Annotated in this window: 20 protein-coding genes; 17 read left to right on the top strand and 3 right to left on the bottom strand. The window is 59.3% G+C overall.

The genetic code is table 11. The features are described 5' to 3' along the window. The first annotated feature begins 742 nt into the window (after positions 1-742). The 10 genes from nifH (at position 743) to IHQ72_RS34610 (ending at position 11,759) form a co-directional block, all read left to right on the top strand. Positions 743-1,636, top strand: coding sequence for a nitrogenase iron protein (nifH, locus tag IHQ72_RS34655; protein ID WP_127211486.1), 894 nt, complete (start codon positions 743-745; stop codon positions 1,634-1,636). Between the two features lie 92 nt (positions 1,637-1,728). Further along, the gene (gene nifD, locus IHQ72_RS34650) at positions 1,729-3,231 is read left to right on the top strand and encodes a nitrogenase molybdenum-iron protein alpha chain (protein WP_258120270.1); all 1,503 of its coding nucleotides are present in this window, start codon (positions 1,729-1,731) and stop codon (positions 3,229-3,231) included. A gap of 132 nt (positions 3,232-3,363) precedes the next feature. After that, complete coding sequence (gene nifK / locus IHQ72_RS34645; RefSeq protein WP_258120268.1) at positions 3,364-4,905, top strand: nitrogenase molybdenum-iron protein subunit beta; 1,542 nt, start codon at positions 3,364-3,366, stop codon at positions 4,903-4,905. Between the two features lie 63 nt (positions 4,906-4,968). Continuing rightward, positions 4,969-6,471 (top strand): nitrogenase iron-molybdenum cofactor biosynthesis protein NifE, encoded by a 1,503-nt coding sequence (gene nifE, locus IHQ72_RS34640; RefSeq protein WP_258120267.1) that lies wholly within the window; start codon positions 4,969-4,971, stop codon positions 6,469-6,471. Next, entirely contained in the window at positions 6,468-7,874 is a 1,407-nt protein-coding gene (gene nifN, locus IHQ72_RS34635; RefSeq protein WP_258120265.1) for a nitrogenase iron-molybdenum cofactor biosynthesis protein NifN, read from the top strand. Before nifE ends, nifN begins: the two co-directional genes overlap by 4 nt. Then, a complete protein-coding gene (nifX, locus tag IHQ72_RS34630) occupies positions 7,867-8,310 on the top strand; it encodes a nitrogen fixation protein NifX (RefSeq protein ID WP_258120264.1) in 444 nt (147 codons plus the stop codon). Before nifN ends, nifX begins: the two co-directional genes overlap by 8 nt. A gap of 20 nt (positions 8,311-8,330) precedes the next feature. After that, positions 8,331-8,810 carry a NifX-associated nitrogen fixation protein gene (locus IHQ72_RS34625; protein WP_258120263.1) on the top strand — a complete coding sequence of 160 codons (480 nt, stop codon included), beginning with the start codon at positions 8,331-8,333 and terminating at the stop codon, positions 8,808-8,810. Positions 8,811-8,922: 112 nt separating this feature from the next. Continuing rightward, positions 8,923-9,627 (top strand): response regulator transcription factor, encoded by a 705-nt coding sequence (locus tag IHQ72_RS34620; protein WP_258120262.1) that lies wholly within the window; start codon positions 8,923-8,925, stop codon positions 9,625-9,627. 99 nt (positions 9,628-9,726) lie between these two features. Next, entirely contained in the window at positions 9,727-10,614 is an 888-nt protein-coding gene (locus IHQ72_RS34615) for a universal stress protein (protein WP_258120261.1), read from the top strand. Positions 10,615-11,420: 806 nt separating this feature from the next. Next, a complete protein-coding gene (locus tag IHQ72_RS34610; protein ID WP_258120260.1) occupies positions 11,421-11,759 on the top strand; it encodes an ArsR/SmtB family transcription factor in 339 nt (112 codons plus the stop codon). 1,029 nt (positions 11,760-12,788) lie between these two features. Here the strand turns inward: IHQ72_RS34610 and IHQ72_RS34605 are convergent. Further along, entirely contained in the window at positions 12,789-13,430 is a 642-nt protein-coding gene (locus tag IHQ72_RS34605) for a hypothetical protein (protein ID WP_258120258.1), read from the bottom strand. Positions 13,431-13,609: 179 nt separating this feature from the next. On the opposite strand from IHQ72_RS34605, the gene IHQ72_RS34600 reads away from it, so the two are divergent. Further along, positions 13,610-13,741, top strand: coding sequence for a hypothetical protein (locus tag IHQ72_RS34600; RefSeq protein WP_258120257.1), 132 nt, complete (start codon positions 13,610-13,612; stop codon positions 13,739-13,741). Positions 13,742-14,611: 870 nt separating this feature from the next. Here IHQ72_RS34600 and pyrE read toward each other — a convergent pair. Further along, positions 14,612-15,208, bottom strand: coding sequence for an orotate phosphoribosyltransferase (gene pyrE / locus IHQ72_RS34595; RefSeq protein WP_258120255.1), 597 nt, complete (start codon positions 15,206-15,208; stop codon positions 14,612-14,614). Positions 15,209-15,903: 695 nt separating this feature from the next. Between pyrE and IHQ72_RS34590 the strand changes: the two genes are divergently transcribed. After that, positions 15,904-16,227, top strand: a complete 324-nt coding sequence (locus tag IHQ72_RS34590; RefSeq protein ID WP_258120253.1) for a hypothetical protein — start codon at positions 15,904-15,906, stop codon at positions 16,225-16,227. Here IHQ72_RS34590 and IHQ72_RS34585 read toward each other — a convergent pair. Then, positions 16,208-17,002: an acetoacetate decarboxylase gene (locus IHQ72_RS34585; RefSeq protein ID WP_258120252.1), complete on the bottom strand. Its 795-nt coding sequence runs from the start codon at positions 17,000-17,002 to the stop codon at positions 16,208-16,210. The genes IHQ72_RS34590 and IHQ72_RS34585 overlap by 20 nt on opposite strands. 1,241 nt (positions 17,003-18,243) lie before the next feature. On the opposite strand from IHQ72_RS34585, the gene IHQ72_RS34580 reads away from it, so the two are divergent. The 5 genes from IHQ72_RS34580 (at position 18,244) to IHQ72_RS34560 (ending at position 21,115) form a co-directional block, all read left to right on the top strand. Further along, positions 18,244-19,389 carry a TlpA disulfide reductase family protein gene (locus tag IHQ72_RS34580; protein WP_258120251.1) on the top strand — a complete coding sequence of 382 codons (1,146 nt, stop codon included), beginning with the start codon at positions 18,244-18,246 and terminating at the stop codon, positions 19,387-19,389. A 346-nt stretch (positions 19,390-19,735) separates the two neighbouring features. Continuing rightward, positions 19,736-20,224 (top strand): DUF269 domain-containing protein, encoded by a 489-nt coding sequence (locus IHQ72_RS34575; protein ID WP_258120250.1) that lies wholly within the window; start codon positions 19,736-19,738, stop codon positions 20,222-20,224. Next, positions 20,212-20,412, top strand: coding sequence for a CCE_0567 family metalloprotein (locus IHQ72_RS34570; protein ID WP_258120249.1), 201 nt, complete (start codon positions 20,212-20,214; stop codon positions 20,410-20,412). Before IHQ72_RS34575 ends, IHQ72_RS34570 begins: the two co-directional genes overlap by 13 nt. Next, the gene (gene fdxB / locus IHQ72_RS34565; protein WP_258120247.1) at positions 20,409-20,726 is read left to right on the top strand and encodes a ferredoxin III, nif-specific; all 318 of its coding nucleotides are present in this window, start codon (positions 20,409-20,411) and stop codon (positions 20,724-20,726) included. Before IHQ72_RS34570 ends, fdxB begins: the two co-directional genes overlap by 4 nt. Continuing rightward, positions 20,723-21,115, top strand: coding sequence for an exopolysaccharide production repressor protein (locus IHQ72_RS34560; RefSeq protein WP_258120246.1), 393 nt, complete (start codon positions 20,723-20,725; stop codon positions 21,113-21,115). Before fdxB ends, IHQ72_RS34560 begins: the two co-directional genes overlap by 4 nt. The last annotated feature ends 195 nt before the right edge of the window (positions 21,116-21,310 follow it).

Genomic DNA, 21,310 nt, shown 5'->3' with positions numbered 1-21,310 from the left:
TAAAGACAGAAGGGCCGCCGTTGCCGGCGACCGTTGCACCCAGGGAATGTTCATCGCTGCCCGACACGTTGTAATAGTGCGGCGTGCAATAATGATGCCGAACGGGGACGTCATCGTCGCAGGCCCCTGTCGAATTGGTCTGCCCCAGGAAAGCTCCTGCTCGCGAGCAACTTCCTCTCCAGCTAGGGAGGCCATCTCCAATGCGCGTGTCCTGGATGACTGGACCGGCTCCACAAAGCTCGATTGTTGATCAGCATGGTATGTAAGGCGTTGCCTCCTGGGAAAAGCCGCAAACCGGTGCGCCGGCCGAGTGGCGGTCGTGGATCTGCCGCATCCTTTCGAGCAGAGCGACTTCCGCGGTGAACCGGTACCCAAATGCGGTATGCCCTTGACAAGGTTCGGGGGCGGTCAGTGTTCAATCCGCCGCTCAGATCGCTATCCGGTTCCCTGGCAAATCGCTTAGACCCATTGCCCGAACGTGCTGCCAGTCAGTTGTAGCGTCATGATCCCTTTCCGACGGCTTGTGTCGCCATTGTCGAGTCCCCTACACGGCTTACTTCCGACAACTGCTCGCTTTGGCTTCAAGCTAAATCTCTGAAAAGCCAAAACAAAATCTTTCTTGGACCCGACCAGCGAACTTGGCACAAGTCTTGAAACCCTTTGGAGTGAGGCGGCGAGAGCTGCCCATCGGCATTCATGTCGCGGGAAACCGCGATGGATGGAACGAAGGAAGGAAAGCTACATGTCAGGTCTGCGTCAGATCGCCTTTTACGGCAAGGGCGGCATCGGCAAGTCCACCACCTCCCAAAATACGCTCGCCGCCCTTGTCGACCTCGGGCAGAGAATCCTTATCGTCGGCTGCGACCCCAAAGCCGATTCCACCCGCCTGATCCTGAACTCGAAGGCGCAGGACACAGTCCTGCATCTCGCAGCGCAGGAAGGTTCGGTCGAAGATCTTGAGCTCCAGGACGTGCTCAAGGTTGGCTATAGAGGCATCAAATGCGTGGAGTCCGGCGGCCCGGAGCCGGGTGTTGGCTGCGCCGGCCGCGGCGTAATCACCTCGATCAACTTCCTCGAGGAGAACGGCGCCTATGACGATGTCGACTATGTCTCCTACGACGTGCTCGGGGACGTGGTGTGCGGCGGTTTCGCGATGCCGATCCGCGAGGGCAAGGCGCAGGAAATCTACATCGTTATGTCCGGGGAGATGATGGCGCTCTATGCCGCCAACAACATAGCCAAGGGCATCCTGAAATATGCTCATTCGGGCGGCGTGCGGCTCGGCGGACTGATCTGCAACGAGCGTCAAACCGACCGTGAGCTCGACCTGGCCGAAGCACTGGCTTCCAGGCTCAATTCCAAGCTCATCCACTTCGTGCCGCGCGACAACATCGTCCAGCACGCCGAACTCAGAAAGATGTCAGTGATCCAGTATGCGCCCGACTCCAAGCAGGCCGGGGAGTATCGCGCGCTGGCCGAAAAGATCCATGCCAATTCGGGCCAGGGCACCATCCCGACACCGATCACCATGGAGGAGCTCGAGGAAATGCTCCTCGACTTCGGTATCATGAAGACCGACGAGCAGATGCTTGCCGAGCTTCAGGCCAAGGAAGCAGCGAAGGCGGCCGCCCAGTAACGACGATGTTGGGCGCCTCCTTGAGCTGGCGCGCCTTGCAAAGAACGGCGCCTCGTCGGTGAGGCGTCACCAGACACCTTGAAAGGGGTCCCATGAGCCTGGAATACGAGAATGATGGTGCTCTCCATGCGAAGCTGATTGAGGATGTACTATCGCAATATCCCGACAAAGCGGGGAAGCGCCGCAAAAAGCACCTCAGCGTCGCAAAGAGCGGAGACGAGGCTAGCGAGGAAAGTGAAGTCATTTCCGAATGTGACGTCAAATCGAACATCAAGTCCATTCCCGGTGTGATGACTATACGCGGCTGCGCCTATGCCGGCTCAAAGGGCGTGGTTTGGGGTCCGGTCAAGGACATGGTCCATATCTCGCACGGGCCGGTTGGTTGCGGCCAATATTCCTGGTCACAGCGCCGCAACTACTACGTCGGCACAACGGGCATCGACACGTTCGGGACAATGCAGTTCACCTCCGATTTCCAGGAGAAGGACATTGTCTTCGGCGGTGACAAGAAACTGGAACAGATCATCGACGAGATCGAGGTACTGTTTCCGCTGAACAACGGCATCACCGTGCAATCCGAATGCCCGATCGGTCTCATTGGCGATGACACCGAGGCAGTTTCTCGCAAAAAGGCCAAGGAGTACGAAAAGACTATCGTACCCGTGCGCTGCGAGGGCTTCCGCGGCGTCTCGCAATCGCTCGGCCACCACATCGCCAATGACTCGATCCGCGACTGGGTCTTCGACAAGAAGGAAGTCGAGTTCGAGGCTGGTGCTTACGACGTCAACGTGATCGGCGACTACAATATTGGCGGCGACGCCTGGGCCTCGCGCATCTTGCTTGAGGAGATAGGATTGCGCGTGGTGGGCAACTGGTCGGGCGACGCCACACTCGCCGAGATTGAGCGCGCACCAAAGGCCAAGCTCAATCTCATCCACTGCTACCGCTCGATGAACTACATCTGCCGGCACATGGAGGAAAAGTATGGCGTCGCCTGGATGGAGTACAATTTCTTCGGACCGTCCCAGATCGAAGCCTCTCTGCGCAAGATAGCCAAGCATTTCGGGCCGGAAATCGAGGAGAAAGCCGAGAAGGTCATCTCCAAGTACAGACCGCTTGTTGATGCGGTCATCTCCAAGTACCGGCCGCGCCTCGAAGGCAATACCGTCATGCTCTACGTCGGCGGCCTGCGCCCCCGCCACGTCATCACAGCTTACGAAGACCTCGGCATGGTCATCGTCGGCACCGGATATGAGTTCGCCCACAACGATGACTATCAGCGTACCGGCCATTACGTAAAGAATGGCACGCTTATCTATGACGACGTTACCGGTTACGAGTTGGAGAAGTTCATCGAGGGAGTTCGCCCCAATCTGGTTGGCTCTGGCATCAAGGAAAAATACCCGGTGCAGAAGATGGGCATCCCGTTCCGTCAGATGCACTCCTGGGACTATTCGGGACCTTATCACGGCTATGACGGCTTTGCCATTTTCGCGCGCGACGTGGATCTTGCCATCAACAATCCGGTGTGGGGCCTCTACCAGGCGCCGTGGATAGAAAGCCCGCCCCATGGGCAGGCGATAGCTGCCGAATAGACGCCCGTCCCTGGCCTCGTCTCCCAGAGAGACGATAAACGCCCGCGGCTTGTGAGCCTTGGGAAACCGGAAACATCTCGACTTACCTGAGCTGCCGTATCGCGCGGCCAGATGAAAAAGAGGTAACACCAAATGCCGCAGTCGGCCGAAAAGATTCTCGACCACGCTCCCCTGTTCCGCGAGCCAGAATACAGGCAGATGCTCGCCGAGAAGAAGCTGAATTTCGAATGTCCGCACCCAGATCAGATCGTTACCGATCAAGGCGAATTCACCAAGACCTGGGAATACCGCGAAAAGAACCTCGCCCGAGAAGCGCTTGTGATAAATCCCGCCAAGGCCTGCCAGCCGCTCGGCGCGGTGTTCGCGGCCGCGGGCTTCGAGCGGACCATGTCCTTCGTCCACGGCAGCCAGGGCTGCGTAGCCTACTACCGCTCGCACCTGTCTCGCCATTTCAAGGAGCCTGCTTCGGCGGTTTCCTCCTCGATGACCGAGGACGCGGCAGTATTCGGCGGCCTGAAGAACCTGGTCGACGGGCTCGCCAACACCTACCAACTTTACGACCCGAAGATGATCGCAGTCTCGACGACTTGTATGGCGGAAGTCATCGGCGACGACCTGCACAGCTTTATCGAGAACGCCAAGGACGAAAATTCGGTCCCGCGCGATTTTGACGTGCCCTTCGCCCACACGCCGGCCTTCGTCGGTAGCCATGTCGATGGCTATGACGGCATGCTCAAGGGCATTCTGGAGCACTTCTGGAAAGGCCAGCAGCGCACGGAAGCCAAGGGAACCATCAACGTCATTCCGGGCTTCGACGGCTTCTGCGTAGGCAACAACCGGGAACTCAAACGCCTGCTCGATGTGATGGGCGTGTCCTACACCTTCATCCAGGACGCGTCTGACCAGTTCGACACGCCATCGGACGGGGAATACCGCATGTATGACGGCGGCACGAAGATCGAAGATGTGAAGGGGGCACTTAACGCCGAGGCGACGCTTTCACTGCAGTACTACAACACCCGAAAAACGCTGGACTACTGCGGGCAAGTCGGGCAGGCCACGGCTTCGTTCCATTACCCGCTCGGCATCCAGGCGACTGACGAATTCCTGATGAAGGTCTCGGCGCTTTCCGGGAAGGAAATCCCCGAGGCAATCCGCCTGGAGCGCGGCCGACTGGTTGACGCCATGGCGGACAGCCAGTCCTGGCTGCACGGCAAGAAATACGCGATCTACGGCGATCCGGATTTCGTGTACGCCATGGCCCGCTTCGTCATGGAAACCGGCGGCGAGCCGATACATTGCCTCGCCACCAATGGCACCTCGGCGTGGGAAGCCGAGTTGAAGGAACTGCTTGCATCGTCGCCCTTCGGCAAGGATGCTCAGGTCTGGCCGGGCAAGGACCTTTGGGCGATGCGGTCGCTGCTCTTCACCGAGCCAGTGGACCTGCTGATCGGCAATTCCTATGGCAAGTATCTGGAGCGCGACACCGGCACCCCGCTGATCCGGCTGACGTTTCCGATTTTCGACCGGCACCACCACCATCGCTTTGCGCTCATGGGCTATCAGGGCGGGTTGCGCGTGCTGACGACGATCCTCGACAAGATCTTCGACAAGCTCGATCGCGAGACGAGCCAGACGGGCGTGACGGACTATTCCTATGACCTCACCCGCTAGAAGACACGGCCGGCTTTTCGCCCAGGGCCGTTCATTGCCGAATGGCCTTTGGAGACTGACGCAATGACCTCGCTCAGTGCCAAGATCCAGGACGTTTTCGACGAGCCCGCCTGCGACAAGAACCGTGGCAAGGATGCCAAGGCGCGCAAGGAAGGCTGTGCAAGGCCGCTGACGCCGGGAGCGGCAGCGGGCGGTTGCGCCTTTGACGGGGCCAAGATCGTCCTGCAGCCGATCACGGACGTTGCGCACCTGGTCCATGCGCCGCTCGCCTGCGAGGGCAATTCCTGGGACAACCGCGGTGCAGCTTCGTCTGGGCCAACCTTGTGGCGCACAAGCTTCACGACCGACCTTACCGAACTCGACGTGGTGATGGGGCAGGGTGAGCGGAAGCTCTTCAAGGCGATCCGCGAAATCAAGGAAACGTATGCGCCGCCGGCAGTCTTCGTCTACTCGACCTGCGTGACGGCGCTCATCGGCGACGATATCGAGGCCGTCTGCAAACGCGCCGCCGAAAAATTCGGTTTGGCCGTAGTTCCGATCAATGCGCCGGGCTTGGCCGGCTCCAAGAACCTCGGCAACAAGCTTGCCGCCGAGGCGTTGCTCGACCATGTCATCGGCACGGTGGAACCCGACGACGCCGGCCCGTACGACATCAACATCCTTGGTGAATTCAATCTCTCCGGCGAATTCTGGCTGATAAAGCCGCTCCTTGATCGACTCGGGATCCGGGTGCGCGCCTGCATTCCGGGCGACGCGCGCTATCTCGACGTTGCTTCCGCGCACCGCGCCCGGGCGGCAATGGTGGTGTGCTCGACGGCCCTCATCAATCTAGCCCGCAAGATGGAGCAGCGCTGGGATATCCCCTTCTTCGAGGGCTCCTTCTACGGGATCTCGGACACCTCGGAAGCCCTCCGCAAAATTGCTGAGCTGCTGGTGAGGAAGGGCGCCGATCGGGAGATCCTCGACCGCACAGAGACGCTGATCGCTGAGCAGGAGGCGATTGCATGGGAGAAACTCGAGGCCTACCGGCGGGGGCTGCAAGGCAAGCGCGTGCTGCTCAACACGGGTGGTGTGAAGTCCTGGTCGGTCGTCCATGCGCTGATGGAGATCGGCATGGAGATCGTGGGCACCTCGGTCAAGAAATCCACGGTCGAAGATAAGGAGCGCATCAAACAGATCCTAAAGGACGACAACCACATGTTCGAGCAGATGGCAGCGCGCGACCTTTACGCCATGCTCTCAGAAGGCAAGGCCGATATCATGCTGTCGGGTGGGCGTACGCAATTCGTCGCGCTCAAGGCCAAGACGCCCTGGCTCGACATCAACCAGGAGCGCCAACACCCTTACGCCGGTTACGACGGCATGGTGGAACTCGTACGCCAGATCGACCTCGCCATTCACAACCCGATCTGGTGCCAGGTGCGCGAGCGGGCCCCGTGGGAGTGCAAGCCCGATGTGAAGGACGAATTGCCGAGCACCAAGAATGACACGGCGACCATGCGCGCTGTCCAGGAATTCGCCGGCGCGACGCGGGCGATTTCGGCTGGTGTTGAGGAAATCCGATGACCCGCATCCTTTCCCAGACCAAGTCAGCCTCGGTTAACCCACTGAAATCATCACAGCCGCTGGGTGCCGCCTTGGCCTTTCTCGGGGTCGAGGGCGCAGTGCCGCTGCTCCACGGCAGCCAGGGCTGCACCAGCTTCGCGCTCGTGCTCTTAGTGCGGCATTTCAAGGAAACGATCTCCCTACAGACCACCGCGATGGATGAAGTGGCGACCATCCTCGGTGGGGCGGACAATCTGGAAGAGGCGATCCTCAATATCAAGACTCGCACGAAGCCAAAGCTGATCGGCGTCTGCACGACGGCCCTGGTGGAAACCCGTGGCGAGGATTCCGCAGGCGACATTTCGGATATCAGGCTGAAACGGGCGGAAGAACTCGCCGGGACTGAGATCGTGCTGGCCAACACGCCGGATTTCAGCGGCGCCCTCGAAGAGGGCTGGGCCAACGCTGTCACCGCGATGATCGAAGGCATTACACGGCCTGGCGAGCGGGCGCGGCAATCAAAGAAGATCGCGATCCTGCCTGGCTGGAACCTCACCGTGGCTGACATCGAACATTTGCGTGAGATGGTTGAAGGATTTGGTCTGCAGCCGGTGATTTTGCCGGACGTCTCAAGCTCGCTCGACGGAACTGTGCCCGATCACTGGGTGACGACCACCTATGGCGGTACGAGCGTGGAGGATATCCGCGAGCTCGGCGCGGTCGAGCACTGCATCGCCATCGGCGAGCATATGCGCCGCCCGGCCGAGGTGCTGAATAAGGTGACCGGCGTCCCTTACGTGCTGTTGGAGTCGCTGACCGGATTGAAGGGCGCCGATCAGTTCGTTTCCCTGCTTTCCACGATTTCTGGCGAGCCCGTGCCGACAGCCGTGTGCCGTCGGCGGGCGCAATTGCAGGATGCGTTGCTCGACGGACATTTCCATTTCGGAGGCAAGAAAATTGCGATCGCTGCAGAACCAGACCAACTCTATCAGTTCGCCACCTTCTTCGTGGATATGGGGTCCCAAATCGCTGCGGCGGTCACCACGACCGATATGTCGAAAATTCTGGAAAAGGTACCGACGGAGTCGGTTCAGGTCGGCGATCTCGGCGATTTGGAAGCGCTGGCCGTCGGCACTGATCTTCTGGTCACCCATTCACATGGAGGTCAGGCGTCGCAACGCCTTGGCATTCCGCTCATGCGCGTCGGCTTCCCGGTCTTCGACCGGCTCGGCAGTCAGCACAAGCTCACCATCCTCTATCAGGGAACCCGCGATTTGGTTTTCGAAGTTTCGAACATCTTCCAGGCCAACCGGCATGCGCCGACGCCGCAAGAACTTGATCCATTCCGCAAGCGGGAAACGCCAGGTAGGCCCCGTTCGTCGCCTCTCACTCGTCACTGCCGAGGTTCAAGGTCGGATGCGTGAACGAGAAGCAGGCGCTTTGCGCGTGGCTATCGCTAGCCAAGACATGAAGGAGCTCAATGCGCATTTCGGGTCGGCCAAGCGCTTTGTCATCTACGATGTGACGCGCGAGGAGTGGAAACTCGTGGAAGCCGTGGCCTTCGACGACGTCTCGGACGAAAGCGGGGAACACCGGGCCGAAGGCGATGACCGTATCACACCGAAGGTGGAAGCGCTGAAGGGCTGCCACCTCCTGTTTTGCCTGGCGATTGGCGGACCTTCGGCAGCCAAGCTTGTTTCGGCAAAAATTCATCCGATCAAGGTGCGGCAGCCTCAAAGCATCAAACAGGTGCTGTTGCACACGCAGATGATGCTCAGGACATCTCCTCCCCCTTGGTTGCGCAAGGTGCTGGCTGAGGCAGGCGTCGCGGAGAAGAAGCGGTCCTTCGAGGACGAGTGACTGAATGAGGAGAAGGCGAAATGTCTGGCCCTGCGGTTAGCCCTGCTGTCGCTGAGGACGAGGTGGCACTTGCCAACCCGTTCCTCAAATGCCTCGTACGGCTAATCCGTGCTCAGGATTCCTACGGGGCGTGGGAAGGCAAAGCGGACGCCGAGCTGCTGGCCGCCTTCATCATCACTAAGGACCAGCGCCGTGCAATCCCAATCATCGGCGATCCCGATCCGGACGTGCTGTGGAGGCTGGATATGTTTTACACCGCCGTTGGGCTTGCGATCGAGGAGCGCTGCGGCCTGATGGCATCGCCGATGATGGAGCTGAGCCATGAAGGCTTTGGGCGCGTGCTTTTCACGGCGGGGCGGTTGGTCGCTCTGTCGAAGACGCTGCGCGACGTCCACCGGTTCGGCTTCGAGACGCTCCGTAAGCTCGCCGAGGCCGGCACGAAACTGGTCGGCGACGCAATCGCAGCCATCGAAACCTATCCCGAAGTGGCGAGGATTTGATGAAGCGGATCTTCGAGCAAAGGGGTCATGACGGGTCTTGAGCAGGCGCGATAGCCATCCCAGGCAAGCCGAGGGGGGTCAGGCCGATGATGGGGCTCTTGGGGTAGCGTCGATGAAGCCACTCGTCCTGATCTGTTCGCAAGATGCCGAGTTCTATCTGTTCCTCAGCCACATACTGGAGGTGGACGGCTTTGCCACTGAGCCGGCAGGCGGCGCCAAGGAAGCGCTTGCATTGGCCGACGAACGGGAATTCTGTGCCGTGGTGCTGGACTGCGGGCCAGCGAGCATAACCGGGTCCGCGATCTGCGCCCGGCTCAAGCGGGAGCCCCGGACCGGCGGGCTGCCCATTATTGCCCTGATCGCGCCCGGCGCCGAGAACCAGCACCTCGATCTTCTGAAGGCTGGCATTGACGAGAGCTTTGTGCGGCCGATCGCCCCGGCCAAGCTGCTCGACTGTCTACGGACGAGACTGGCGCTGACGAAGCGGGGTGCAAATGGTCTTGAAAACGGCGGCTGGCTCACCTGCGGCGGCCTCGAGATGAAGCTCGACGCCCACCGGGTTCGCGGCAATGGCCACGACATCCACCTCGGACCCATCGAGTTCAACGTGCTGCGGCTTATGATTGAAGCTCCCGGGAAGGTCTTCCGCCGGGACGAACTTATCGGCGCGGCCTGGCCGCCCAACATTCATGTCGGTGCACGCACCGTCGATGTCCATATCAGCCGGATCAGAAAAGCCCTGAAGACAGCTTCGCCCGGCAGCGTGATTCGAACCGTCAGGTCGGCCGGCTACTCGCTCGAGAAGCCGGACGAATGAACAAGGGCCGGGTGTGATGCCACTCCCTTTCCCTCGGGCTGTGAGCCGGTCTTGCGGCCTGAAACGCCCCTAAACGAATACTCAGGAAGAAGCAGGCAAATGGGCTTTAAAAGCGTACTCTGTGTGACCGACGCTGACCATTCCGATCAGGACGTCAGAACTGCTGCCACCTTATGTGTCGAAGTCGGCGCGCACCTTTCCGTACTGATTACACCGCCTCAGATGCTCGTTATGTCACCTCTGCCGATTGGAGATGGTGTCCCCGAGTGGCCTGCAGGACGTGGACAGGCAATTGCCAAATTGAACAATCGGTTTCGGCAAATCGACAGATTCACACAGGACGTGGCCAGACAGGAAAAACGCTCCCAGGATGTCCAGAAACTGCTGAGGGCCATGTGCCTTTCCTATGACGTCGATACGGATTATTGCGATGCGACCCGCGTGGGTGAGATTGTGCGACAGCGGGCGCTCTGCGCCGACCTGACAATTGTCGGCCCCGCACTTCTCAACGACAGTATTGTCGGACCTCTTGTCATCAACGGCAGCTTGTTCGATACGGGAAAGCCGGTGCTTATTGTGCCGGACGGCGCTGAGCCGACGCTGTGGCCACGGCGCGTCCTGGTCGGTTGGGATTCACGACTGGAGGCGTCCCGCGCGGTTCGGGAAGCGCTGGGTCTCCTATGCGCTGCTCAGGAAGTTCGTGTCGCCCTGGTCGATCCGAAGCCGAACTACAACGCGAACAGCGCCGAGCCTGGAGCCGACATCGCTGCCTATCTCACTCGGCATGGTGCTCGGGTATCGGTTGACCGGCTGCCCAGCGCGGGCAAACCAGTGGCCGCGGTGCTTGCCCAGCACGCCATAGACACGTCTGCCGAAATGATAGTCATGGGCGCTTATGGAAGCCGTCGGCTGCGTGAGCGGCTGTTTGGCGGCGTCACGAGATGGATTTTCGAGAAGCCGACATTGCCGCTGTTTTTGGCGCGCTGACTGGTTCCGGCACCAATGCTGTTCGAAGCTCTACGGTGATGGCCAGCATTCAAGCCGTAGATGCGCTCCATCGGAACAATCGATTTTACGGAGAGTAACGAACATGAAAAAGCGTTGCTCGGGAGGCGACGCCCACCGGAAATCTCTCCAGTCATGCGCAAGGCGGAAGGTGGAACGGAGTCCTCCCAGTTCTGATGCCCAGGGTACACCACTCAATCTAACCGCTCGCTTTCCTGGCGCATCCTGCGGCATGACGAGCCTGACGATTGTGCTCGCGAACGCGAGACGCACTCGGTCCGCACTTTGTCGAGGCTGCCTTGCGGCGTGTCGGGAGGGAGATCGTCAGGAAGGGGGAAAATACGAGCTAGGCCGCTAACGCAGGAGTAACCAGGCGCTGATCCGGATAGACAAGCGTTGATTCCATCCGACCGGGGTGGACCTGCCGATTGGCGAGGCCTGCTACGGCGGCCACCAAGCTCGGTTGGAAGCCAAAGACGACTTTTGATGAGCTCGTCTAATGGTCGAGACCGATTGTCACGCTTCGGAATCACGCTCGTTTAAAATGAAAGATAATGATCTCGCTGGAGGGCAAACGCGTCTGGTCTCCGGCCACGCCGGCATGGTTGGGGTGCGCAGTGGTGCGCGGCTGTCCGGCGCCCGAGGCAAAGGCCCTACGGTGGACAGTCGTGATCGGACCTATTCCCGGTAGCGTTGAATCGCCAGCGCTCTCTCGCGAGTGAGGTTATCGAAAACAGACGCTATTGCCCCCATAGCGTCCGATGAGCAGGAAAGTATTGGGGGGATCGATGGTCTCGAAAAAGCTAATCGCCAATGCCGAATCAGCGGCTGCGTTTCTGACGCTGATGGGCAACGAGAAACGATTGTTGATCATGAACTATCTTGCTGACGGTGAAATGTCGGTCGGCGCAATCGCCGAGAAGGTCCTGCTCAGCCAATCCGCCCTGTCACAGCATCTGGCCAAACTGCGGGCGCTCGATCTCGTCGAGACCCGGCGCGACCGGCAGATGATCTACTATTCCTGCAAATCCGATGCCGTGCGCCAACTTCTCAACATGCTGGACGGGATTTTCGGCGAAGGTGAGTTGTCGCAGATGGCGTACCGCCTGCGTCGCTCCGGGACTTGACCGGGCCAATGCATGTCGCCCAAAGCCTGCCCTTGGGCGTGACCCTGGGCGTGACCCGAGGGTGCAAGGCGGTTTTGGGTAACGACATGCACGCAAGAACTGGCTGGGTCGCTAACGATTCTTAGTTCAACCAATCGCGCAGCGACGACTGTCTGGTCCGGGCACAACGTTCCAACGTGGTTTCGTGGCTGCCGCCAAGGTCGGAGGCATCCAAGAACAATGTCACGATCGAGCTGCTTTTTCGCGGTTCAAATGTCCATCGTACCGGAGCAATCGGCGCGGTGGATTGATCTCTCGCATCGGAAGCTCCGCAACCGCTTCTGTTAATGTCTTGGGTGCCCGAGGAGCACCGTCAATCATGATTCAAGGAAGGCCGCTAAACTATGGCAGTAAGGGACCTCCACTCCTACATCATCAAAGCTGGCAGTGGGGCGGGCGCGCTTGCCCTCATTTCGCGCGTGCTGGCGGCCTTCAACGCAATCGGTGCTCGATCGGTTCAAGCCGCTTTCGGGTTCCACTGTGATCGACGCCGGCTGCGCGGGCGGAATGTAAGCATCGAGTTGGCGCGGGGGGCGGGACTAATGGCCGCGTCGTCAGCATTGACTTCGACGAAAGCAAGCTAGTGCTGGCGCGAAGAAGCCGCTGCGCGAGGGATCGGCAGACGCGGACATACTCCATCCCTGGCCAGCGGACAAAGCCGCGCTGGTTTACGTCCGCTTCGTGCTCACGCATCTTGCAGATCCTGAGCGAATTCTCGAACGGGCATGGGAGGCGGCTCCTGCCAGGCGGTGCTATCGTTACTGAGGACATCGATTACGGCAGTCAGTTGTGCGATCCACCCGGCCCGGCTTTCGACCGCTACGCTGAGCTCTATGTCGAAGCAGCCCGTCGGCGCGGCGCCGATCCTTTCACGGGCGCAGCCTTGGTGCCTCGGTCGCCCAACCCGCGTGCAGACCTAAGCGCGGTGGCACACCTACAACTTTCGGCAATACCTGTCCAAGGCGCGCATCTTGCGATCTGCTAACTAGTTTAATGAGGCTTGCGGTTGTAAAACCAGCTCGCCGGGCCATACAGTACGCTGGCGGTGTCGACGGAGTTCGCGCCAAAATCGTCCCTATTGTATCCCACCGTATGAAAGATGAAGGTATCCCGTTCGATATCGACGAGCGCGATGATGTGCGGCTGCCACCCTAACCTCGGGTCGAAGCTGCTCATCGGATCCTGGAACCGTGAGTCATCGCCCGCGGTCAGATAATCCTTGCTGCCTGCAGCGTAGAGGACATCTTCGCCGGATCCGCAGAGCTTGTCATTGTCGTCCCCAAAAATGTGCGGTTTGTCGCGGTCTCTGTCACCGGAGAGTTCGTCCCAAGCCTTCTCGCCGTAGGGTTGGTGATCGCCCTCGCGGGCCAAAGATTGATTGTCGCCGCGACAAGCGTCGATCCGGTCGCCGCCATTAGGACCCAAGCTTGCGTCGTGCCACTCGTTGTCGATGGTTTCGGAAGCTGGTTGGCCCCTAAGAAACTGTTTTAGCTGCAGGATAAACTTTTTCATCGCAATTTCCCGATGCACCCACCCCGCGACGAAGGGCCTTCGTATATCGCTCGTCGAGTCATGGCGGTAATCGATTGCCGTTATGAAATGCATTTCCGGAATGGATGCTTTCACGTGCATTTCGCCTTTCCGCCGAGCAGTGCGCGTGGCACTGGGCGGCCCACTGGGTGGCCAATCATCTGAACATTCGAGATGCCAAAGGCGCGTAGTCTGGAGCCGACATCGCTGCCTATCTCACTCGGCACGGTGCTCGGGTCTCGGTTGACTTGCTTCAGAGCACCGGCAAGTCGGCGGTCACCGTGCTGACGCAGCGCGACCGACACCTCTGCATGGGTGCTTATGGCAGCCGTCGGCTGCGTGAGCGGTTTTTCGACGGCGTGCCGAGCTGGAGCTTTGAGAAAACGACATTGCCGCTGTTTTTGGCTCGCTGATTGGTTCCGCAGGAGCACCCATCAGGAAGAAGCGCCGATCAGTCCGAAGTCTCCTTCGGTCACCCGTCGAATGTGCGGACAAAGGTCCCTGCGTTCGCGAACATCTTGCAAAGCTCGTCAGAGCCAATCGGGATGCCTCGACGCCTTTCGGGCACGCTCTCGGGTGTTTAGCTCGTCCGAGATGGCCCGTAACGCGCAGAGTAAAGGCGCTCCGAAATGAGGCCAAAACTCGGCTGCAACAGGCGGCCGAGACACAGAGGGTGGGTGTCCATGGCGACCCCGGCCTTCCAGCGGGAGCCCGGTCGAAAACCCTGATCAACGTACCCGCAGGCGGGTCAAATCGGCGGCCTGACCTGCTCGGCCTGCGGTGTGGAAGGGTCACTGCCGCGAGCATCCATCTGCCCGCATCGTCGGTTACGCTCGACAAGACCTTACGTTCACTCGAAAGAGTGCAGCGGCCTCAGCGGCCATGGCTGAGCCCGCGGTCAGCGGGGAGGGTCCTTGCCGACGAGGCTGCTCGTTCCACGAAAAAGCGATAAGCGCGAGATTAATGGGCAACCTCGTCGGTACCGAAAAGAGCGCTAAACCGGCTGGCTAGATCAACCCATGGTGCCGCGTCGCCGCTCTCTGAAGCTATTTGAACGACTGCCGCCAGATAATCGGTAAAGGCCTTCAGCCTTATGGCGCCTTGCTCAGAAAGGTAGCCAATAGCGTCAAGCCGTTGGTGAACGGCAGCGAGCATATGTTGCACCAAAAGCAGGGAGGATGGGCAAGGGCAATCGCTCTTACTCGCGAGGCGCCTGCACTCGCTGCAAAGCGGCGGAAATGTTCTCTAAGGCTAGGTCGCCGGAAAGACGTTGTATGAGATTGTCAGTGGCGTTCCACAAATTCGCTCGCATGCAGCACGGAATGCAGCGTGACCCCATGTTGGGCTAGCAGCGCCGTAGCTCCCTCGTCACGGTCCACGAGGCAAGCAGCGTCACGCACAATGCCGCCGACGCGGCGAACCTCTTCAATCGCCTTCAATATCGACTTGCCGCTTGTGGCAACGTCGTCAACGATCAGGACCACTTTTCCCTCGAGATCTTCTTTAGGCCCAAGACCTTCAATCACGTCCATTGTGCCATGGGACTTTGGAGCCTTGCGAACGAAGATCGTGTTTATGGGTTTGTTCATCACCGAGCTGACAGCCGCCATCGATCCGATTACGGGGACCGCTCCCATTTCAAGGCCGCCGACGTACTCTGCTTTCACTTGCTCAGCTATTTTTAGGAACTCAAGAGCGGCAAGCTGCGCGCCTCGCGCCACCATCATGGTAGGCTTCATGTTGAAATAGATGTCGCTCTCTATGCCCGACGAGAGCGTGTAGCGTCCGAATCGAAAAGAGCGCTCACGGACAATCTCGCGGAGTTCGTCCTTGTCGTGTTGGCCGGAATCAACTGGTCTGAATTTCGCCAGTGCCGCCATAGATCAGACCTCGCCCCTAGGGAAAAATTGGGTGCGGCATGCACCTAGTCACTACCGCTATGTGGCTTATGCAAGTGTTCGCGGGGTGTGTCAATTAATGTCAATACCGGTGCGACCGTTTCGCGCAGATTTTTCCATTATCGTTATTGGGTGCCTAAAACGTGATCACGGGCTTCGCTAGGCTGGGTAGCCTTGGCTACCGGCCCTTGCCCGATCTCGGCCAGGCACGGGTTTTCTCGACGCGGGCCGTCTCTTTGAGGATTTGGGCGTTTCATCCTCGTCCCCTCGAGTTCCGCCTCGCTCGGCCCCGTTTGCGCCAGCTTCTTAACCAGGTTGCGCATGAGGTGAGCGTTTCGGCCGCCATGTCGGCCCGTGTCGCTCTTGTGATGACGAGTGGGCAAGGCCGCGCTTTTCGTGCAACCTCCTCGTAAAGGCGAGGTAAAGTTCGAGCCGCCGGGAATTTCATTCATCAGCACCGCGGCGCAACATTTCGACTCGCTTCGTCTGACGACGCGGTAAAAACCAGCAGCAAAGTCCAAGGTAGGTCGTAATCCACCTCCCCTGCCGGCCGAGTCTTTACGCGATATCGGCGACAGGGGCGAGCGTCTGCCTCTAGGCAAGCCTTACACTGATTTTGGTGGCATTGAGTTCGCCGACACCGTGACATGCAGCCTATCACGGGCGGGAAGTGCCTGGTGGCAGAACTCGACATACGGCGCTACGTTCTGGACGCCGGCGTTGCTGACCAGGACATCGAGGCGCCCGAAGGTTTCGATCGTCTGCATCAGCCGCTTTCCAACTGCCCCTCACTCCGGCAACCATCTTTTGTCAATCGATCGATCCCGGACGCCGTTGTTGGACTTCGCTGTGATCAAGATGCGCGGACCACTCTTGCTCCCTCGCCGGCGAACCGCGCTATCCTTGCCGACCCCGCTCGCGGCTTCGGTGATCAGCGCCAACTTGTCAAGAAGCCGGCCACCGGCTCCCCGTCGCGCTGGTTCAATGAGATATCATTGTAAAGTTCATGTTTCTTCCTTTCCGATGGCGAGGCTCGGCTTCCGCGAGATAGTCGTGGACGACCTTCCCGAGCGCGAGCGTGAGATCTGCGACGAGGTGTACGGCCGAGACTACTTCCAGCACCGGCAGTTCGGCGACGGGGGCAAGCGCATGCGACCAGAGGTTCAGGGCTGCCGGTCCGGTCCAGGCGCCCCTCAGATGGACGTCCTCCAGATGATATTCCACGAGCTCACAGATGCGCGGCGTGCCGTCGACATGCGGGATGATTTTGAGGAGGAAGTTCGGTTCAGCGAGCGAGGCCTTCACGCTCGCAAGATCCGCGGCTCGGTGCTTGTAGCCCATGGTACCCGTCGCGACGCGGACCGGCCCGTAGTCCAGCGTGCCAACAAGGGTATCCGTCTCCGTTCGGAGCGTCGGGCTAGCGAGCTTCTTGGGAAAGCCCCAAAGCTCGCGTCCGCCCGCTATCGGCGGATGGTCGTCGAGAAACATGCAGTGGGTGTAGCTCCCCCTGCGGCCACAGAAGGAGACAGGGATGACCTGTCCGCCTTCCGTGTAGTCGCCGAAGCCCGTCGAGTCCGGCATGCGAATGAACTCGAATTTGACCAGAGGCTCGCACACCTGAAGCGGCTCCGGCACAAGGTCGCGCAGTTTCTGCGGATCGGTGCGATATGTGATGATCAGATACTCCCGGTTGCGGAAGCGATATGGGCCGGCCGGGTAGGCCGGGCTGGTCAGGGGCATGGCGAAAGCACTCCCACGGACGGTATCTTGGTGCATGTTTGAAATGCCTTTGTGCTGGATCAAGTGGGCTTAGATCGGTCTGCATGATGGCGGCGAGGCTCTCCGAGGTGCCTTCGTTAGCCTCGTAAGGGATGCATGGCGTGATCGCGCGTAGACCATTTTGCGCTGGGCAATTGCCTTGGGGCGCACTCATTGGCGATGGTCGCGGACGCGGTTCCATGGCTCTGGAGGCAAGATTCGAGGTAAAGTGATTTTGTTCCTCTTTTGAAGGCGCTGCTTCCCGTCTGCCCTCGTGGTAGGAGGAAGTGGAGTGGCGCCAGCTCCGATTTCTCCTCATGACGGGGTTTGCGGATCAACGCGCATGCGCCATGCCAAATGAGAAATCGTTCGAGGTAAAGCGATAGATCTTGCTCAGCTACGTTATGTATCCGACGTTGTCGGACATCGGATAGCGCCGAACGGGACCGCTTGCCGATTGGGAGGACGTCTCGTTCGTGCGCAAGAGGATCTCCGCCCCTCAGGCAAATAGCTCCGACCGGGCGCTATGCTCCACCACCGTCGGCCCGGGAATTAACGCTCTTTATGCCCAGGTGTTGTCCCACTGGACGCCGCGCATTCGCCATCATGTGAAAGAGTTCTACCAGCTCGACGACCAGAAATTCTCGACCAGCCGCGGCCATGCGGCTGGGGCAAGGGGGCTCTGGGCCCAGAGGCAGGTTGACGTCGTGCGTACCCATTCGGCGCTGCCAGGCCCGGAAGGTGAGCGTTCACGCTGGACGCGCTCCGCCGCAGGGGGACGAGACATTTCAAGGGAACTTGCGATATCCGTCCTGTTACCCTGGCCGTCTTTACCGGTGCGGTTCGAGGCGCTGGTCCGCGTGGCGCGCCTTGCATAGTGCCCGATCACCCGACAACGCCTGTCATCCATCGCGAGAAATACAGCGGACCTCATTTGCTGGCAGAATGCCTATCCGACCCAATCGTACCTTCTTATGGCGGCTGGCTCGAAACCCGACAGCGGCAGAAGACATGTCGGGTTCACGACAATCGGCCGTATTTGGGCTCGTGGAGAATTTTCAAAGCATTCCCCGCCGCTTACCGGAACTGAGGGAATTGGCACGTCCGTTGCAGCTTGATGGGAGGCAACACTGTGAGAGGGCCGATCGCAGCGACGCGCAAGAGGAGCGATGGCCTCGTGCCTCGTGTGTTCCGACTCTGACAGAGAAACCAACTCGCGACAAAAGCGACGAAAAGGTGAGATAACTTTGGATACGAACATGGAACTGCGTATGGGGTCCCCGGCTCCTCCGATCAAAGTGGAGAACTGGCTGCGTGGCGAGCCCCTCACGAACTTTCAAACCGGCAAGGTTTACCTCGTTGAATTCTGGGCGACTTGGTGCGGACCATGTGTAACGGGCATGCCCCATTTAATTGAACTGCAAGAGAAATATGAAGACAGCGGATTTGAGGTCGTCGGAGTTGCCGCTTTCGAACAGGGCCCAACCGCAGACGAGGCGCGGACCAGGTTGGATACCTGGCTGACCGAGAAGTTCTCGAATCTGAATTATCGAATCGCGTTCGATCACACAGGTGAAATGAAGCGACTGTGGATGGAACCCAGTTCTTCACTCGGGATTCCCGCCTCGTTCGTGGTCGACCGCGACGGCCACATCGCTTTTATCGGCCACCCGGCGCATCTCGATGACGTTTTGCCGAAAGTCCTCAACGGCAGCTGGCGCAGCAGCTATGAAGCGAAAGCCGCCGATGCAAAGCGAATCGCAAATAACCAAAGTAGAGCGCGCGAACGGTCAATATACGCCAAACTTCGGCCGGCGATGCAGGCCGAGGATTGGACGGCGGCACTCTTGGCCATCGAAGAAGGCCTCGCCTTGATGCCAGACTCTTACGATTTCCGGCTGACTCATGCGGATTTACTGCTTCACAAGCTGCGCGACATGCAGACCGGCATGCCGCTCATGCGAAAATTAGTCGAGGACGCGATCGACAAAACGTCCGAGGCCGTGTCTTGGATGGCCTTGGCCCTGAACCAACTCTTCGATCCCTCGATGGACAATTCCCATCTTCCGCGCGCTGAGCGCTTTGCGATGGGCAACAAGCTCTCGGAACAGATACTGACACTAAATCCCCCACAAGGCGATGGCCCGTTTAAATACCGCCTGTACCTCCCGGTTGCCCAGTATTATTACGAGAGCGGCAACAAAGATCGCGCGATCGAGTTGATCGAGGTGGCAATCAAATCGCTGGACCATCTGGGGCCAATATCGGACCGCGCCAAACAGCACTACCTTACCCCATTGCTCCAAGCACTGGCCAACTACACGGGTGAGCCTGCCTGTCACGCGGATCTTTGTGTGGCTCCGCAAAACAAGGCATCCGAAACTCAAAACGCAGTCACTTCCTGAGCAAGGTCGCGCAGGGGATGACAATTGGAATTGAACACTGGCCGATCCGCCCAGTCGTGGCCCGTTTCGTAGCAACTATGTCGTGCAGCAAGGGCGGGCGGCTTGCGGCAGGTTGGATTTCAATTGCGTTGACGTCCGGTCGGATCGCGGCGCAGGTGATGTTCGCCGTGAATTCGTGCCGCGGTGGAAGGTCTCGCACGCGTGGCAATGTCGAGGTCGGCCACGGGATACTATTGCGACCGGCCCGCCCAAGCCATTCGTCGGCCACGCAAGTGCGCCCAAAGTAGGCATCGCAGGAAAGAGAAATCGTCCTCTGAAGACGAGACCGAAATTGAGGAAAAACGAAATGCCTCATGCACCGGTTGGCCCTGCTGTCAACAAGGACGACGAGGCCCTTGCTCGCCCGTTCGTCAAATGCCTCCTGCGGCTGATCCGTACTCAGGATTCCTTCGGGTTATGGGAAGGCAATTCGGACGCCGAGCTGCTGGCCGAATTCATCATCACCAAGGAACAGCGACATGCGACCCCGGTCATCGGCGATCACGATCCGGACGCGCTGTGGAGGCTCGACATGTTTTACACCGCCGTGGCGCTTGCGATCGAGGAGCGCTCCGGCGTGTCGACGTCGACAATAATTGGAATGAAACCCGTGGGGGCTTCGGGAGGTTGGTCGGTTTGTCGAGACGTCCACCGGTTCGGCTTCGAGACCTTCCGCAAACTCGCTGAGGCCGGTACGAAACTGGTCGACGATGCAACTGCAGCTACTCGAAGCCTAGCCAGAGATAGCGCGCGTAAAGAAAAGCATTGTTCGAGGAAGGATCTATGTCAGACCTAGAGATGAGGAAGAAAGTCCGAAAGCTTCAGTTGCGTTCAGCTATTGCCAAGATGGCATTGCATGAACTTGTCGAGGATCTTCCGGTCAAGTGGACCGAGATACAAGAAGTTGCCGAGAAAACCCACGCCCTTTATGCCGAGTTGGATGCTGCCAAGCGAGAGCTCTCGACAATGAAGAATGTACGATGAGGCGCACGTTCACCACTTGTGACGGCTCCATTTGGATGCCGTCGTACCTGACCTTCATCGACCGCAAGATCTGCATCGGCTGCGGCCGTTGTTTCAAAGTCTGCTCGCGCGATGTCATGCATCTTCACGGCGTCGATGACGCGGGTGAAATCCTCGGCCCCTGCGATGACGATGACGACGATTTCGACGGCGAGCTCAATCGCATGATCATGGTTGTCGATGATGCCGGCCGCTGCATCGGCTGCGGAGCCTGCGGCCGAGTCTGCCCAAAGAACTGCCAGACGCATGTCGCGGCCGACGAGCTCGCAGCATGATCTGGCGGACAAACCAGGAGAACGCGTTGCACTTCATATCCTTTTGTCGGCTCCTGGGGCTGGTCCTGTGCAGCAATGCGTTGATTGTTTACTTCGCTGCGGATTCGATCCGACTGGCAGTCGTCACGACGCTGGCATGTTCGCTGCTGCTTCAGGTCGGCTATTTCGGCAGCGTGCTCTTTTCTATCTGGCGGTCTAGCCGCGCTTGCACAGCTCGCCACAGGGGCCATCATGTCGATGGTTTCAAGGAAGCTCGATATCAGTCGCCTGACTCTGATCAGCTGCGGAATCAAATTTCAGCTGTGTCCCAGCTGCCCAGCATAGCGCTGTTGCTTTGGGGCGCGGTCGCCAGAGCAGTGCTCAGTCGACATCACTTTGGATCGCTCTGATCACTGAGCTGACCGTATAGGGAAACTGTGTTTGTTAGTCGGCCGCGACCGCATTCGGTTTGTTCTTACGCCAGGGGATGCAGGTGTTGGTCGACTGGGCACATAAGTCATCGCAGCACGCCGGATGCGGGGCTGCTTCGTCGCAATGACGAACTCGGCGCTGGAACAACGATGAACCTGTTCTGCACTCGTCTC

This window comes from Mesorhizobium onobrychidis (assembly GCF_024707545.1).
GTDB classification, from domain to species: domain Bacteria; phylum Pseudomonadota; class Alphaproteobacteria; order Rhizobiales; family Rhizobiaceae; genus Mesorhizobium; species Mesorhizobium onobrychidis.
This window is presented reverse-complemented; position numbering and strand designations above follow the sequence as displayed.

Excerpts from the sequence above, each read along its gene's own strand:
- IHQ72_RS34580 (WP_258120251.1), top strand. The coding sequence starts at position 18,244 with ATGGAACTGCGTATGGGGTCCCCGGCTCCTCCGATCAAAGTGGAGAAC.
- IHQ72_RS34610 (WP_258120260.1), top strand. The coding sequence starts at position 11,421 with ATGGTCTCGAAAAAGCTAATCGCCAATGCCGAATCAGCGGCTGCGTTT.
- IHQ72_RS34585 (WP_258120252.1), bottom strand. The coding sequence starts at position 17,002 with ATGCACCAAGATACCGTCCGTGGGAGTGCTTTCGCCATGCCCCTGACC.
- IHQ72_RS34560 (WP_258120246.1), top strand. The coding sequence starts at position 20,723 with ATGATCTGGCGGACAAACCAGGAGAACGCGTTGCACTTCATATCCTTT.
- IHQ72_RS34620 (WP_258120262.1), top strand. The coding sequence starts at position 8,923 with ATGAAGCCACTCGTCCTGATCTGTTCGCAAGATGCCGAGTTCTATCTG.
- IHQ72_RS34625 (WP_258120263.1), top strand. The coding sequence starts at position 8,331 with ATGTCTGGCCCTGCGGTTAGCCCTGCTGTCGCTGAGGACGAGGTGGCA.
- nifE (WP_258120267.1), top strand. The coding sequence starts at position 4,969 with ATGACCTCGCTCAGTGCCAAGATCCAGGACGTTTTCGACGAGCCCGCC.
- IHQ72_RS34615 (WP_258120261.1), top strand. The coding sequence starts at position 9,727 with ATGGGCTTTAAAAGCGTACTCTGTGTGACCGACGCTGACCATTCCGAT.
- fdxB (WP_258120247.1), top strand. The coding sequence starts at position 20,409 with ATGAGGCGCACGTTCACCACTTGTGACGGCTCCATTTGGATGCCGTCG.
- nifD (WP_258120270.1), top strand. The coding sequence starts at position 1,729 with ATGAGCCTGGAATACGAGAATGATGGTGCTCTCCATGCGAAGCTGATT.
- IHQ72_RS34570 (WP_258120249.1), top strand. The coding sequence starts at position 20,212 with ATGTCAGACCTAGAGATGAGGAAGAAAGTCCGAAAGCTTCAGTTGCGT.
- nifH (WP_127211486.1), top strand. The coding sequence starts at position 743 with ATGTCAGGTCTGCGTCAGATCGCCTTTTACGGCAAGGGCGGCATCGGC.
- IHQ72_RS34575 (WP_258120250.1), top strand. The coding sequence starts at position 19,736 with ATGCCTCATGCACCGGTTGGCCCTGCTGTCAACAAGGACGACGAGGCC.
- pyrE (WP_258120255.1), bottom strand. The coding sequence starts at position 15,208 with ATGGCGGCACTGGCGAAATTCAGACCAGTTGATTCCGGCCAACACGAC.
- IHQ72_RS34605 (WP_258120258.1), bottom strand. The coding sequence starts at position 13,430 with ATGCACGTGAAAGCATCCATTCCGGAAATGCATTTCATAACGGCAATC.
- nifK (WP_258120268.1), top strand. The coding sequence starts at position 3,364 with ATGCCGCAGTCGGCCGAAAAGATTCTCGACCACGCTCCCCTGTTCCGC.
- nifN (WP_258120265.1), top strand. The coding sequence starts at position 6,468 with ATGACCCGCATCCTTTCCCAGACCAAGTCAGCCTCGGTTAACCCACTG.
- nifX (WP_258120264.1), top strand. The coding sequence starts at position 7,867 with ATGCGTGAACGAGAAGCAGGCGCTTTGCGCGTGGCTATCGCTAGCCAA.